Source organism: Niastella soli (genome assembly GCF_017742245.1).
GTDB lineage: Bacteria > Bacteroidota > Bacteroidia > Chitinophagales > Chitinophagaceae > Niastella > Niastella soli.
Genome location: NZ_JAGHKO010000017.1, coordinates 1 through 14,444, shown reverse-complemented (window position 1 = coordinate 14,444; position 14,444 = coordinate 1). Strand labels below are relative to the sequence as shown.

At 45.7% G+C, this 14,444-nt stretch carries 9 protein-coding genes; 8 read left to right on the top strand and 1 reads right to left on the bottom strand.

Annotated elements, in window-relative coordinates:
- Positions 1–570: 570 nt before the first annotated feature.
- From J7I42_RS30890 to kduI, 4 genes are all read left to right on the top strand, one after another.
- The gene (locus J7I42_RS30890; protein WP_209143594.1) at positions 571–2,778 is read left to right on the top strand and encodes a GH92 family glycosyl hydrolase; all 2,208 of its coding nucleotides are present in this window, start codon (positions 571–573) and stop codon (positions 2,776–2,778) included.
- A gap of 191 nt (positions 2,779–2,969) precedes the next feature.
- Complete coding sequence (locus J7I42_RS30885; protein ID WP_209143592.1) at positions 2,970–4,502, top strand: glycoside hydrolase family 28 protein; 1,533 nt, start codon at positions 2,970–2,972, stop codon at positions 4,500–4,502.
- Between the two features lie 168 nt (positions 4,503–4,670).
- Complete coding sequence (locus tag J7I42_RS30880) at positions 4,671–5,435, top strand: SDR family NAD(P)-dependent oxidoreductase (RefSeq protein ID WP_209144357.1); 765 nt, start codon at positions 4,671–4,673, stop codon at positions 5,433–5,435.
- Positions 5,436–5,566: 131 nt separating this feature from the next.
- Positions 5,567–6,397 carry a 5-dehydro-4-deoxy-D-glucuronate isomerase gene (kduI, locus tag J7I42_RS30875; protein WP_209143590.1) on the top strand — a complete coding sequence of 277 codons (831 nt, stop codon included), beginning with the start codon at positions 5,567–5,569 and terminating at the stop codon, positions 6,395–6,397.
- 320 nt (positions 6,398–6,717) lie between these two features.
- On the opposite strand, the gene J7I42_RS30870 is transcribed toward kduI, so the two are convergent.
- Positions 6,718–6,978 (bottom strand): hypothetical protein, encoded by a 261-nt coding sequence (locus J7I42_RS30870; RefSeq protein ID WP_209143588.1) that lies wholly within the window; start codon positions 6,976–6,978, stop codon positions 6,718–6,720.
- Between the two features lie 105 nt (positions 6,979–7,083).
- On the opposite strand from J7I42_RS30870, the gene J7I42_RS30865 reads away from it, so the two are divergent.
- From J7I42_RS30865 to J7I42_RS30850, 4 genes are all read left to right on the top strand, one after another.
- Positions 7,084–7,710, top strand: coding sequence for an RNA polymerase sigma factor (locus J7I42_RS30865; protein WP_209143586.1), 627 nt, complete (start codon positions 7,084–7,086; stop codon positions 7,708–7,710).
- Between the two features lie 64 nt (positions 7,711–7,774).
- Positions 7,775–8,869, top strand: coding sequence for a FecR family protein (locus tag J7I42_RS30860; RefSeq protein WP_209143584.1), 1,095 nt, complete (start codon positions 7,775–7,777; stop codon positions 8,867–8,869).
- A gap of 444 nt (positions 8,870–9,313) precedes the next feature.
- On the top strand, positions 9,314–12,682 hold the full coding sequence (locus J7I42_RS30855) for a SusC/RagA family TonB-linked outer membrane protein (protein WP_209143582.1): 3,369 nt from the start codon (positions 9,314–9,316) through the stop codon (positions 12,680–12,682).
- Positions 12,683–12,843: 161 nt separating this feature from the next.
- Positions 12,844–14,376 (top strand): RagB/SusD family nutrient uptake outer membrane protein, encoded by a 1,533-nt coding sequence (locus J7I42_RS30850; RefSeq protein ID WP_209143580.1) that lies wholly within the window; start codon positions 12,844–12,846, stop codon positions 14,374–14,376.
- The last annotated feature ends 68 nt before the right edge of the window (positions 14,377–14,444 follow it).

Genomic DNA, 14,444 nt, shown 5'->3' with positions numbered 1-14,444 from the left:
AGTGGGAACCCGATTATTCAGCCAACTGCATTGTCGCGGGCCTACTCACGACTGAACACTCAAAAACTGACCTTTACCTTTTGCCATTGTCTTATTACTTGATGCATGTATCGCCCTTTGGCAGATGAAGGCTGTTTTCCCGCGAAGCGGTATCTACTGCCTACTGCCTACTGCCTACTGCCTACTGCCTACTGCCTACTGCCTACTGCCTACTGCCTACTGCCTACTGCCTACTGCCTACTGCCTACTGCCTACTGCCTACTGCCTACTGCCTTTTTCCGCGTAGCGGTATTGCCCATTCAATGTCGTTTAGTTAATGCTTGTTTTAAGAAATCCCCTCCTGGGAGGGGTAGGGGTGGGTTTATAATGTTAATATTATTCCCTGTGTTTCATTCCAGATTAATCAAGCGTTTATGTGCCGCACGCTGCGGCCTCCCGATGCATCGGGAGGATTTAGCTCTCCTCACCATTGCGCTTAACTAAACGACATTGATTGCCAATAGCCCCTCAATTTCATTCCAGCTACACGATACATTAAATTGCAACTGAATAAGTCGTAATTTCATTATCATGAAAGGTAGTTGGCAAAGCTTCAAAAGCATAGTTGTAGTTTTCTGTTTTGTATTGATCCATTCTTTTTCATTCGCTCAGCATTATACAGATTTTGTAAACCCATACATTGGTACAGCAGGTCATGCACACGTATTCCTGGGAGCCAATGTGCCCTTTGGCGCGGTGCAGCTTGGTCCTGATAATGTGTTCAGGGGGTGGGACTGGTGTTCTGGCTACAATTATACCGATAGCATTATCAAAGGTTTTTCTCACACGCATTTAAGCGGTACCGGCATGCCCGATCTGGGTGATGTGCTTATTATGCCGTTTGCCGGTGCGGTGAAAACTGGTAAAGTAACACAGGAGGCACCCACAGCGGGCCCTTCTTCCCATTTCTCTCATACAAAAGAAAAAGTAACGCCGGGTTATTATGCAGTTACGCTGGATGATTATAACATTCAGGTTCAATTAACAGCTACCGAACGGGTAGGCTTTCATCGATACCGATTCCCCGCAAAGGAAGCTGCCCATATCCTCATCGATCTCAAAGAGGGTATTGGCGATAAAACCACTGAGACCTATCTCGAAAAAGTGGATGATTCCACCCTCTACGGCTATCGCTATTCAAAAGGCTGGGCCCCTGACCAGCGATTGTATTTTGCTATCCGCTTTTCGGCGCCGATCCAGCAGTTTGATATAATTGGCGGGGCCAAAAGCGATAGTATGAAAGGCGTTATCAGCTTTAATAAGACGCCTGCCGATACCCTCTTATTGAAAGTGGGCATCTCACCGGTGAGCTCAGCCAATGCCCTGGCCAATATCAATGCTGAGATCCCGCATTGGAATTTTGACCAGGTAGTGCGGGATGCCGATGCCAAATGGAATAAGGAGCTGGGCAAGATCTCCATTGACACCAAAGACGCTGCCGCAAAAAAGATCTTTTATACCTCCCTGTATCATACCATGATTGACCCGGCTTTGTTCAATGATGTGAATGGTGAGTACCGCGGTCCGGATAAACAAACGCATCAGGCGTCGTTTCAGAATTATACCATCTTCTCTTTATGGGATACTTATCGGGCATTGAATCCTCTATATACCCTCATACAGCCAGAGCGGGTGAATGATATGATCAATACCATGCTGGCCATTTACCAGCAACAGGGCAAACTGCCCATCTGGCATTTGGCGGGTAACGAAACCAACCTGATGCCCGGAATGAGCGGGGTGCAAATAGTAGCAGAAGCCTATTTAAAAGGCTACCGGGGATTTGATACTGCACTGGCATTTGAAGCCTGTAAGAACACCTCCCTGCGCGATGAGTTTGGGCTTAAATATGTAAAATCCCTCGGCTATATCCCTAATAACAAAGTAGAGGAATCGGTGGCCAAAGCCATGGAATATTGCATCAGTGATGGCAGTATTGCGTTGATGGCAAAACAAATGGGCAAACCAGACGATGCCGCTTTATTTACAAAACGGTCGCATTATTACCGCAACTATTTCGATAGCACTACCAAATTCTTCAGAGGTAAAAATGAGCAGGGGCAGTGGAACCAGACCTTTGGTCCGGGCCGCACCAGCCATCCTTTTATAGATGACTACTGCGAAGGCAATGCCTGGCAATACACCTGGCTGGTACCACAGGATGTGGAAGGCCTGATAAAACTGTTGGGTGGTGATGCTGCTTTTACAAAACGCCTGGATACCTTCTTTAAACTAAAAATAGAATTCGATCCCAAATCGCCGCCCGATATTTCAGGGATGATCGGACAGTATGCGCATGGCAATGAACCGGGACATCACACCACTTATTTGTACACCTATGCCGGTCAGCAATGGAAAACTGCCGAGAAGGTGCGATATATTCTCAAAAACCTGTACGACAACAGTACCGAAGGCATCAGCGGCAATGAAGATTGCGGGCAGATGTCGGCCTGGTACATCTTTTCTTCATTAGGGTTCTATCCTGTATTTCCTGCCAGTGGGACCTATGTATTGGGCAGTCCACTGTTTGATAAAGCAACGATCCAACTGCCGAATAAGAAAACGTTTTCGTTAAAAGTAGAACAGAACAGTGCAAAGAATATCTATATTCAACGCGTAATTCTGAATGGCAAGCCCTGGCCTCATAGCTATATTACGCATCAGCAGATCATGAATGGAGGTACGATGGTTATTGTGATGGGGGATAAGCCGAATGCGGGTTTATATAGGCCGAGGTAAGTGTCTTTTAGTTATGTGAAATGGGTGGGTATTGATACTATTAACCTGGAATGAAACACGGAGAATAATATTAACATTATAAACCCACCCCTGCCCCTCCCAGGAGGGGATTCCATTACACAAGCATTAACTAAACGACATTGATTGCCGATTCAGGATTGCCGATTTCACGTTTCACGAAAAAGCTCCAAATGAAAATAGCAGCCTCGTTACTAATTTTAACGCTTGTTACAACTACAGTATTCTCTCAAAAAGTTTACGACATTACCACCTTTGGCGCCAAGGGCGACAGCAGTACTAACAATGCTTCTTTTATTCAAAAAGCCATTGATGAGGCTTCTGCAAATGGCGGTGGTCGGGTATTGATCCCTGCCGGTCGGTTTGTGACCAGTGTTATTCAATTAAGATCGAATGTAGAGCTGCATGTATCGGCCAATGCCATGTTGTTGGGCAGCACCAAACGCAGCGATTATGGTACGGTAAAGGCATCTGCATTGATCGTTGCCGACAACCAACACCATATATCTATTACCGGCACCGGCACTATCGACGGGCGGGGCAGGGAAGTAGTGGCTGATGTTGATCGTATGTTAAAAGAAGGTACCCTGCAGGATCCGCAATGGCAAACGGTTAATCCCTGGGGACAAAAACGTTCGGCTGAATTTAACCGGCCTCACCTGGTCACTTTTAATAAATGCGATCACGTTACCATTAAAGGCATTTTATTAAAAGATGCGGCCTGCTGGGTAGAGACCTATCACGAATGTACCAATCTTACCATAGACAGTATTCGCGTGCAAAGCACCGCGTATTATAATAACGATGGAATAGATATAGATAACTGCAGCAATGTAAAGATCACCCGCTGTAATGTAAATGCCGACGATGATGGTATTTGTTTAAAATCGAACAATGATGCAGCTATCTGCGAAAACGTGGAGATCAGTGATTGTGTGGTACGTTCCAGTGCCAGTGCCTTGAAATTTGGTACTGCATCGCATGGCGGGTTTAAACATGTAACAGTCAGGAATCTAAAAATATATGATACCTACCGTTCGGCCATTGCGCTGGAATCGGTTGATGGCGGCACGCTTGAAGATGTAAGTATCGAGAATATCAAAGCCACCAATACCGGCAATGCCATTTTTATTCGCCTCGGGCATCGAAAAAAAGAAGCACCCATTGGTAAGGTGCGTAACGTCCGGATCACTAACGTAAAAGTAGAAGTGCCGGCGGGTAAACCCGATAAGGGTTATGAAATGGAAGGGCCGGCATTGACCTATCTGCACAATGTATTTCCCGCTTCTATCACCGGGCTGCCCGGGCACCCCGTTGAAAATGTAACGCTGGAAAATATCAGCATCAGTTACGAAGGCGGTGGTAGCAAACAGGTAGCGCAGTTTGGTCTCGACTCCCTGGCAAAGGTACCTGAAAAAGAAGGTGATTATCCTGAGTTCTCTATGTTTGGCGAATTGCCCTGCTGGGGATTATATATACGGCATGCCACTGGAATACAACTGCGGAATGTAAAACTGCAATACAAAAAAGAAGATTTCAGACCGGCCATGGTTGTTGATGATGTACAACAATTGCAGGTGCAGGGTCTGCAAATACCCACTGCCCAATCGGCCCCGGTTATCGTATTGAAAGACGTACCGGAACCAGCCCTCGCTGATATGAAGCTTCCATACGAGAACAGCAAAGCGGTGAAGGTTTGGAAATAACACCATAAGCCAATGAACAGCAAATAGATAGACTTCTTTCCCCGTAAAATTTGGTAGTCTACCGCTCATGCAGGAAATTGCAGCCCTGTTATTCGTCCCGATGTATCGGGCGGGGGCTTCTCTCACCCTGGCTAGCATTGTATTCCGTTAACAAAATTAATTATGAGCATTCTTTCAAAATTTTCATTGGCAGGCAAAACCGCACTGGTTACAGGCTGCAAAAGAGGTATCGGTAAATCTATTGCTGTGGCCCTTGCAGAAGCAGGTGCTGACATTATTGGTGTATCTGCGAGCCTGGAATTAACAGGCAGTAAAGTACAGCAGGAGGTAGAAGCTACCGGCCGTAAATTCAAAGCTTATCAGGCAGATTTCAACGACCGCAAAGCCATTTATGCTTTTATCGATAAGGTAAAAGGCGAGTGCGCCCCGGTTGATATCTTATTCTGCAACGCTGGTACCATTATGCGCAAACCCGCTGCCGAACATCCGGATGAATACTGGGATGAAGTGATCAATGTGAACCTGAACGCCCAGTTTATTTTAAGCCGCGAATTTGGTAAAGACATGATCGCTCGCGGAAGCGGTAAAATCATCTTTACAGCTTCATTATTGAGCTTCCAGGGTGGTATCACTGTACCGGGTTATGCGGCCAGTAAAGGCGCTATTGCCCGTTTAACGATGGCCCTGAGTAACGAATGGGCAAGCAAAGGGGTACAGGTGAATGCCATTGCGCCTGGTTATATTTCAACAGATAATACCGAAGCATTGCGTAATGATCCTGAGCGCGCCAAATCTATTCTGTCGCGTATACCTGCCGCCCGTTGGGGCGAAGGGGAAGATATGAAAGGAGCCGCTGTATACCTGGCTTCTGCCGCCTCTGATTATGTTACCGGTACTATCATCACTGTTGATGGCGGTTGGATGGGGAGATAGAGTTGACAGGGTTGATAGGGGTGATAGAGGGCTCTCGGCTGAGCCGAGACGGATTGCCGATTCAGGATTGCCGATTGCCGACTCGCCCTTCAAGACCTCAAAAACAAGAATTTAAAACTAAGTAATTAACTATGGATAACAGACTCGCTATAAGTCCAAACGAAGCAAAGCAAATGGATACTGCTGCTTTGCGCAAGGCGTTTTTGATAGATAAATTATTTGAAGCCGATGCCGCTCATTTTACCCTGTCGCATTATGACCGGTATATTGCCGGTGGCGTTATGCCTGTGAAGGGTGCTGTAAGTTTACCTAACCCCGAAAAGTTGAAAGCGGCCTTCTTTCTCGAAAGAAGAGAAATGGGCATCATCAACGTAGGTGGTAAAGGTACTATTACGGCCGATGGACAGAAATATGAATTAGACTATAAAGAAGCGTTATACATTGGTAAGGGAACAAAGGATGTGCAGTTTGCTTCAGCAGATGGCAGCAAACCCGCCAAGTTCTATATCAATGCAGCACCTGCACACCATACCTATCCCACCAAAAAGATCTCCCGTGCCGATGCAGATGTAGTGGAACTGGGCAGTCCGGCAACAGCCAATCACCGCGTGATCAATAAATTGATCGTAAACAGTGTACTGGAAGTTTGTCAATTGCAAATGGGGATGACTGAATTGAAAAGCGGCAGTGTTTGGAATACCATGCCAGCCCATACGCATGACCGCCGGATGGAGGTATATTTTTATTTTGAAGTGCCACAAGGACAAAGCGTTTGTCATTTTATGGGCGAGCCGCAGGAAACACGTCATATCTGGATGCAGAATGAGCAGGCGGTGATCTCTCCTAACTGGAGCATACACTCCGGTGCAGGTACCTCGAACTATACCTTTATCTGGGGTATGGCCGGTGAAAACCTCGATTATGGCGATATGGACCACTGCGCTATTACTGAATTGCGTTAGTAGTTTACATTTATAAATTGACCTGTTAGATGCATCATTTGAGCCTGTTATTATCAGGCTGAATTGTACCTGACAGAATCTCATTTATAATGACCTGTCAGGACCGCATAATCATTCTGGTTGTTCAAGACCCGATGGCGGACCTTACAGGTCATTAATTTTTATAGCCTTCTGACCTGTTAGAGCTTGTCCACCTTTGGCGGATGCATCATTTTAGCCTGCGTTATTATTAGGCTGAATTGTACCTGACAGAATCTCATTTATAATGACCTGTCAGGACCGCATAATCATTCTGGTTGTTCAAGACCCGATGGCGGACCTTACAGGTCATCAACTTTTATAGTCTTCTGACCTGTTAGAGCTTGTCCACCTTTGGCTGAATTGCCCCCCGCAAAGCGGGGCAAGCTCTGACAGGTCTTTGTATTTTCTGCCGTCTGCCATCTGCCGTCTGCCATCTGCCGTCTGCCATCTGCCATCTGCCGTCTGCCGTCTGCCGTCTGCCATCTGCCATCTGCCGTCTGCCGTCTGCCATCTGCCGTCTGCCATCTGCCGTCTGCCTGGAGACTCTTACAGGTCATCATCTTTTATAGGCTTATATATTCTTCGTTCGTAGTTAAGCCGTTATAAAAATATTTTTTAAATGTGACGATTACATTTATATTAGGAGTAACGATTGACTGCCAATAATGATCCAGACTGCTATTCATACCGACAACCTTTGTTGGGAACGCCTGCTGCAAGGTGATAAAGAAGCTTTATACGAGCTTTACACCAGGTATTATCACACCCTCTTGTTTATTGGTCTTAAAAACAGTCACGACAGCGATCTTGTAAAAGACGTAATACAACAACAATTCCTGTATCTGTGGGAAAAGCGGCATACCCTGATGGTTGCCAAGAATGTACGCAGCTATCTCATCATCTCCTTTTTACGGCGGCTGACAAGCGATTGGGTTAAGGCCCGCCGCACAATTAATCTGGAAGTGGCCTGGAGCAAAAAAGAAGAAGAAGGATTTGAAACTTCCTGGGAAGAGACCCTGATCATAAAAGACGAGCATGAAGCCATGAGCAAACACCTGATGGCCGTTATCAATGCGCTGCCTGCAAGACAACGTGAACTGATCCTGCTGAAATTTTATGAAGGCTTAAGTTATGACGCCATCACCCAAAAAACCGGGCTCACTCACCGCACGGTATATAATAAGATCCACGAAGCCCTCTACAAGATAAAACAACGATTGGTGCAACCTTCGGTTGTTTCAGGTATTCAATCACTTTTACTATTATATGCAGCCTCTCTGTTTCATTTCTGAAATTTATTTTACAAACGGCGGGTAAATATGGTGGACCTGGTACTCTGCTTATAAAAGAGCGGCAATGCAACCAAAGTACCGGACAGTTGAAGATCTGTTACAAGAGGAGTCCTTTATAAATTATTGTTTACGGAATAATGAACAAGACGTTCGTTATTGGGAAAACTTTATTGCTGCGCATCCCGGTAAAAGAGAATTGATTGCAGAAGCGGTACAGGAGTACCGGTTATTATTCACCGCGCTGGCCCAAAGCGACCTGAATGAACAATTAGGCAATCTTAAGAATAAGCTGGAAGGCAATGAAAGCACGCCGGTTATTGAATTAAACCGGACAGGCAGGCTGCGTGCTCCCTTTTACCAGCGATTTTCTTCTACAGCCATTGTAGCGTTGACAATTATTACCATCGGTCTTTATTTATTCTGGAAAACACAACGTACACCCACGGCCCAGCCAAACAGGGTGCAATATGTTTGCAAACCCGGTGAACGTAAGAGTTTTCAATTTCCTGATGGCACCCAGGTGATCCTGAATGCGGGCAGTGAATTATACCTGAATGAAGAGTATGCCAAAAACACCCGCGAAGTATATCTGAAAGGCGAAGCGTTTTTTGAAGTGCAGCACAATGCTGCCGTTCCTTTTATTGTGCACACCAGCAGTATGGATGTAAAAGCGCTGGGCACAGCCTTTAACGTAAAAAGCTACAACAATGAAAATAAAACAGAAGCCGTGTTGATTCGCGGGTTGGTAGAAGTGACCCTGAAAAAAGATAACAACCGCAAATTGCTGTTGCATCCTGATGAAAAAGTATTGTGGACTGAAAAAGAAGGGGAAGCTACAAACGGACCAGCAGTAAATAAATCGAAAATGGAACAGGCGGTGGTCCAGTCAGTGAGGAAAACAGATAATGGCGATGTGAAAGAAGTGGCCTGGGTACAAAACAACCTGGCATTTGAAGATGAGGCTTTTGAAGAAATAGCCTATCAGCTCAACCGCTGGTACAATGTGACAATCCAGTTTGAATCAAATGACATCAAGCAATATCACTTCACCGCCACCTTTAAAAAGGAGAAAATTGAACAGGTGTTGGATATTCTAAGAACGTCCAAGCGGTTTAATTACAGGTTTGAAGGAGAGCAGAAGATACTTATTTATAAATAGGATGTAGGTCACCTACGCCAAGGCTTCGGCGACCGAAGGAGGTACGAGGTAGGAAGTAGAATGTTGATAAGGAAAGCAAGTTGATCAGTTGCCGAGGAGGGAATTCTGGGGTGACAGGATGAGGTAAAAAATATGAGGTAAGAAATTTTAAGTATAAGGCGCGCGAAATTAACGAGCCTCTTACATCAAACTTCCTACTTCATACTTCGGTATGAAAAAAATCGGTATGCTCTAATTTAACGGGTGCATATTAAATAACAACGAGGTACTAAATAAATAGGGGAATGCGGCAACATTCCCCCGCTTAAAGCCGAAACAGGTTAACGTGAATGGTTTGACCTGTTCCCATTATTCATCTTTAAACTTTCTAAAGGTATGAAAAAATTTCATCCGCCAAAGGCGGATACCTTGCTTTACGTGGCATTAGCCCAAGCTGTAAGGATTATGAAACTAACGACTGCTTTATTGATCATTGGTTGCCTGCATGCTTCAGCCAAGGGACTTTCACAGGAAGAGAAAGTAACCCTTACGTTGAAAAATGCTTCCATTCCCCAATTGTTTAAAAGTATTGAAAAAGTAACCGATTATCGCTTTGCCTACAGCAACGATATCTTACCGCGGGATTTTCTGGTCACCATTTCTGTAAAGGAAACACCGGTATCTTCCGTACTAAGATCTGCGCTTATTGAAAGCGGCTTGCGGTTCAACCTCATCGATAATGAAGTGATCGTGATCTCAAAAGACCTCAATGCCGTGGTGAGCATACCAATCAGCGGCACCGTCACCAATGAAGCGGGCACGCCGATGCAAGGCGTATCTGTAATAGTAAAAGGCTTCACTTCCATAGGCACTGTTACCAACGAAAAAGGATTTTACCGGCTCGAAGCGCCGGATGGAGCTACTACGCTGGTGTTTTCATCCATCGACATGCAAACTACAGAAGTGTCCATCAATAGCAGGGCCACCATAGATGTGGTGTTGAAAAAAAATGTCATTGAACAGGAAGAAGTGGTGGTGATCGGTTATGGAACGCAAAAGAAAAAAGACCTTACTGGTTCCATCAGTACCGTTGATCCGAAAATGTTAAGCAAAATTGCTACCAATGATGTCCTGAAAGCGATCCAGGGGCAGGTTGCCGGTGTAAGTGTTACCAGTGGCGGTCAGCCTGGCGCTGCACCAGCCATCAAAATTCGTGGTATCGGAAACTTCTCCAATAACAGTCCGCTGTTTATTATCGATGGCGTTCAGGCCCCGGTAAATGACCTGGTGATCGCAGATGTAGAATCAATACAGGTTTTAAAAGATGGATCGGCCGCTGCCATTTATGGTTCGCGTGCTGCCAATGGTGTTATCATCATCACCACCAAACGTGGTAAAACCGGTAAATTCAAACTGGATTACAACGGCTATTATGGTGTTCAAAATATTGTAAAACGGTACGACGTAACCAATACGCAGCAATATCAGCAACTGGTGAACGAGGCCAGTGCCAATGCGGAACCAGCGCAGGTGATAAAACCGGCCAATGATCCTGCCTCACCGTTGTTTGTAAAAAATGTAAATACCGACTGGCAGAAGGAAGCCTTCAAAACCGGTAATATTCAGGAACATACAATAGGCATTTCAGGTGGTTCCGATGCCGCTAAGTATTATGTATCTATCAACTATTTCGATCATGCCGGTACGGTAGCGGGTAAAGGCCCAACCTATAAACGCTATTCATTCCGTATTAATACCGATTTTAAAGAAGGGCGGTTCCGGTTTGGTGAATCGTTCAACTATGCAAAGATCGATCAACGCTTTATGACCTTCCTGCATACCGGTAATATCCTGGGATACATTGTAAATGCTATTCCCTCTTTACCGGTGTACGATACCACTACACGCGATGGATACAGCAGTTCCAGCCAAACCATTCACGGCTCTTATACCGCCAACCCCATTGGGTTTAACAATGTGTTGGACAGTAAAACAGACCGTTTCCGTTTTATTGGGAATGCTTATGGTGAATATGAGTTTGCCAAATGGTTGAAGTATAAAATAAGTCTGAGTTATGAAAGGACCGACTGGCGCGATTTCTATTTTGAACCCGTGCATGACCTGGGCTGGTTCTATGTAAATAACATTGCCAAAATGAACGATTGGCGTGGTTCAGGCAATACGGGTACTATCGAAAACACCCTTACGTTTGATAAGGTATTTGGTCAGCATTCATTAAATGTACTGGCCGGGCAGTCGGTGCTGGAAAGCAACTTGTCGCGCAGCTTTGGCCATGCCGAAGGATTTACTCAGCCATATTTACCGGTGTTGAGTAATGGCACCTCCGGTATTACGGCTACAGGCGATGAATACAAAAGCCGCCTGTCGTCTTACTTTGGGCGGGTTAATTATATCTACGATGACAAATATTTATTAACGGCTACCATTCGCCGGGATGGTTCTTCCCGTTTTGCACCTGGTAACCGGTGGGGTAATTACCCTTCACTGGCAGTAGCCTGGAAATTGCACAATGAACATTTCTTGCAAGCAGCGTTGCCATCATTTGTAAATCAGTTAAAGTTGCGAGCTTCTTATGGTGAACTGGGTAACCAGGAAATAAGGGATTATCAATACCAGGCGTTTGTGAATCGTTATGCGCATGCCGTATTTGGAAATCAACTGGCCCTGGGCGCCACACAAACTCTTTTTCCGTCGCCTGATATTAAATGGGAGAGTATGATCAGCCGCAATATTGGTATTGACCTGGAGATGTTCAAAAAGTTAACTTTCTCTGCTGAATATTTCCGCAATACCGGAAAAGACATCTTGTTGCAGGTGCTGATCCCCGGTTCTACGGGTGTGTATCCCGGTGAATACCCCTACATCAATGGTGCGTCTACTCAAAATTCCGGCTTTGAGTTTCAACTGGGTTATGCCGATAAAAAAGGCAGTTTCAATTATAATATTAATGCCAATATCTCTACTCTTAAAAACAAAGTATTGTCACTGGGTTATGGTAACAATCCTATTTATGGGTATGGCAGTCTCACCAAAACTGAAGTGGGCCGCGAAGTAGGGGAGTTGTACGGCTGGGTGATAGATGGTATTTTTCAGTCGAAGTCAGAAATAGATGCATTGAATGCCAAATCGCCTATTAAACGGTACCAGGAAGAATTGACCCGCCCCGGTGATTATCGCTTTAAGGATATCAATGGCCGCGATGCCAACGGGAAACTAACAGGCACGCCTGATGGAAAAATTGATGATGACGACAGAACTTACCTGGGCAGCGCCATTCCCAACCTGTACTATGGCTTTAATGCAGCTGTGTCATACAAACAATTTGATCTGTCGATAGTAGGCCAGGGTGTTAGCGGCAACAAGATCTTCAACAGCATTCGGGCGGGTATTGAAAGTGGTGCCGGCTGGGATAATTATGGCACGCGTTTACTCGATCGTTGGACGCCCTCCCATACCAATACCGATGTGCCCCGCGTAGTGATGTTTGACCCCAACAAGAATGGCCGCGCTTCTTCCCGCTGGCTCGAAAATGGTAGTTTCTTCCGCATCACCACCCTGCAGGCCGGTTATACTTTGCCGCAGCATATGTTGCAGAAAGCGCATTTGTCGAACCTGAGAATTTATGTCACGGCGCAGAACCTGGTAACATTTGCCGAATACACTGGTTTTGATCCTGACTTTGCCAATAATAATGGCCTGTTCGACCGGGCTATTGATAATGGATCGTATCCCAACCGGCCATTCACTGCCAATGAAGCAGGTGGGTTGCCTAATCCAAGATCATTCCTGTTTGGGTTACAGGTTGGCTTGTAATGGGGGCAATGGGCAATAGGTAAGAGGACAACCCTGAAACCTGGAACCCGGAATTTGAAATGCCGCCCTCGACTCCGCTCGGTCGACTGGTACGTCCTTCGACTGCGCTCAGGACTTGAAACCCGGTAACCGGTAACAAAGGACAACTAAACTAACGTGAAATGAACTTCAAAAAAATTATACTAACTATTGTCATAGCTGTTTATGGGATGTCATGTGGTAAAGACTACCTGCAGCTCGACAATCCCAATCAGCAGGTAATTACTACCTACTGGAAAACCGAGAATGATGTTATTATGTCTGTAAATGCCATCTACCAGGGATTGTATTACGATGGTACTTTTTTACGGTTTGCCCAATGTGCGCTCGATTTTCGCGGCGACGATATGATGAGCCCCAGTCCCTGGGATGTATTATCGAATACCGGCTCGTTTAAGCTGTTTAACAATACCATCATGCAGCAATGGTTATGGATCGCCTTTTATGGCGGGGTTACGCGCTCCAACTTTGTGTTGTCTAATATCGACAAAGTGCCTTTTAAAGATCAGAACCTGTACAACCGCTTAAAAGGCGAGGCCCTCTTTTTGCGTGCATTGAATTATTATTACCTGGTCACTTTCTTCAATAATATTCCGCTGATAACAAAGTTCTATGAAAAGCCCGAAGAATACTATCCGGCACAGGTAACACCTGAAGTACTTTGGAACCAGGTATACCAGGATCTTGATGAGGCATCCAAACTGTTGCCGGTTGCTTACAGCGGGGCTGATCTGGGTAGGGCTACAAAGGGCGCTGCGCTGGCCTTCCTGGGCAAGAGTTATTTGTTCAATAAGAAATACGATCTGGCATCGGCAAAGTTTAAAGAAGTAATGGGGCTGGGTGGTTACGACCTCATGGCCAACTATGGCGATAATTTTACCGATGAATTTGAAAATAACAAGGAATCAATCTTTGAAATACAATTCAGCCGCGAGGCGGGCGGTATAACGGTGGGCTGGGTAAGTTCACCCGGGGCCGACTGGAGTAAAACAACTGCCCGCGCCATTACATTTGCACCCGCGCCTTTTGGCTGGAATGATGCCGCACCTACTCAGTGGATCGTTGATGAATTCAAAAAGGAAAAAACAAAAACCGGCGATGATGACCCCCGCTTGCGCGCCAGCATTTATTACAATTACCCCGGTTGTGAACTGTATGGACAAAAATTTGCAACTGTTTATGCCGCAGAGCTGGGCAAACTGGGAGTAAAAAAATATGGCAATGGCGGAGGTAAATTCCTTGATGAAAAGGACTGGCGTTCCGGTATCAATGAACGCCTGATGCGTTATTCCGATGTACTGCTGATGTATGCCGAATGCCAGAATGAGTTGGACCATCGCGCTGAAAGCGCCAAATATATTCAACGCGTACGCAACCGCGCTAACCTGCCCGATCGCGAGGCGGAATTTGCGGCCCTGACGAAAGTACAAATGCAGGACCGTATTTCTCATGAGCGTGCCCTGGAATTTGCACTCGAAGGCCACCGTTTCGATGATCTTCGCCGCTGGGGCTGGCTACAGGACCCCAACAAACTGACCGAACTTAAATCACATGATGCCGAGTTCAACAGTTTTGTACCAGGCCGCGAATTCTTTTCCATTCCACAAGCTGAAATGGATGCTAATAGGAACCTGAAACAGAATACGGGGTATTAGAAAGGGCAATGGGCAGAAGGCAGAAGGCAGAAGGCAGAAGGCAGAAGGCAGAAGGCAGAAGGCAGAAG

What these genes read in the sequence shown, in the direction of transcription:
- J7I42_RS30890 (WP_209143594.1), top strand. Translation starts at nt 571, where the DNA reads ATGAAAGGTAGTTGGCAAAGCTTCAAAAGCATAGTTGTAGTTTTCTGT.
- J7I42_RS30885 (WP_209143592.1), top strand. Translation starts at nt 2,970, where the DNA reads ATGAAAATAGCAGCCTCGTTACTAATTTTAACGCTTGTTACAACTACA.
- kduI (WP_209143590.1), top strand. Translation starts at nt 5,567, where the DNA reads ATGGATAACAGACTCGCTATAAGTCCAAACGAAGCAAAGCAAATGGAT.
- J7I42_RS30870 (WP_209143588.1), bottom strand. Translation starts at nt 6,978, where the DNA reads ATGATGACCTGTAAGAGTCTCCAGGCAGACGGCAGATGGCAGACGGCA.
- J7I42_RS30865 (WP_209143586.1), top strand. Translation starts at nt 7,084, where the DNA reads ATGATCCAGACTGCTATTCATACCGACAACCTTTGTTGGGAACGCCTG.
- J7I42_RS30860 (WP_209143584.1), top strand. Translation starts at nt 7,775, where the DNA reads ATGCAACCAAAGTACCGGACAGTTGAAGATCTGTTACAAGAGGAGTCC.
- J7I42_RS30855 (WP_209143582.1), top strand. Translation starts at nt 9,314, where the DNA reads ATGAAACTAACGACTGCTTTATTGATCATTGGTTGCCTGCATGCTTCA.
- J7I42_RS30850 (WP_209143580.1), top strand. Translation starts at nt 12,844, where the DNA reads ATGAACTTCAAAAAAATTATACTAACTATTGTCATAGCTGTTTATGGG.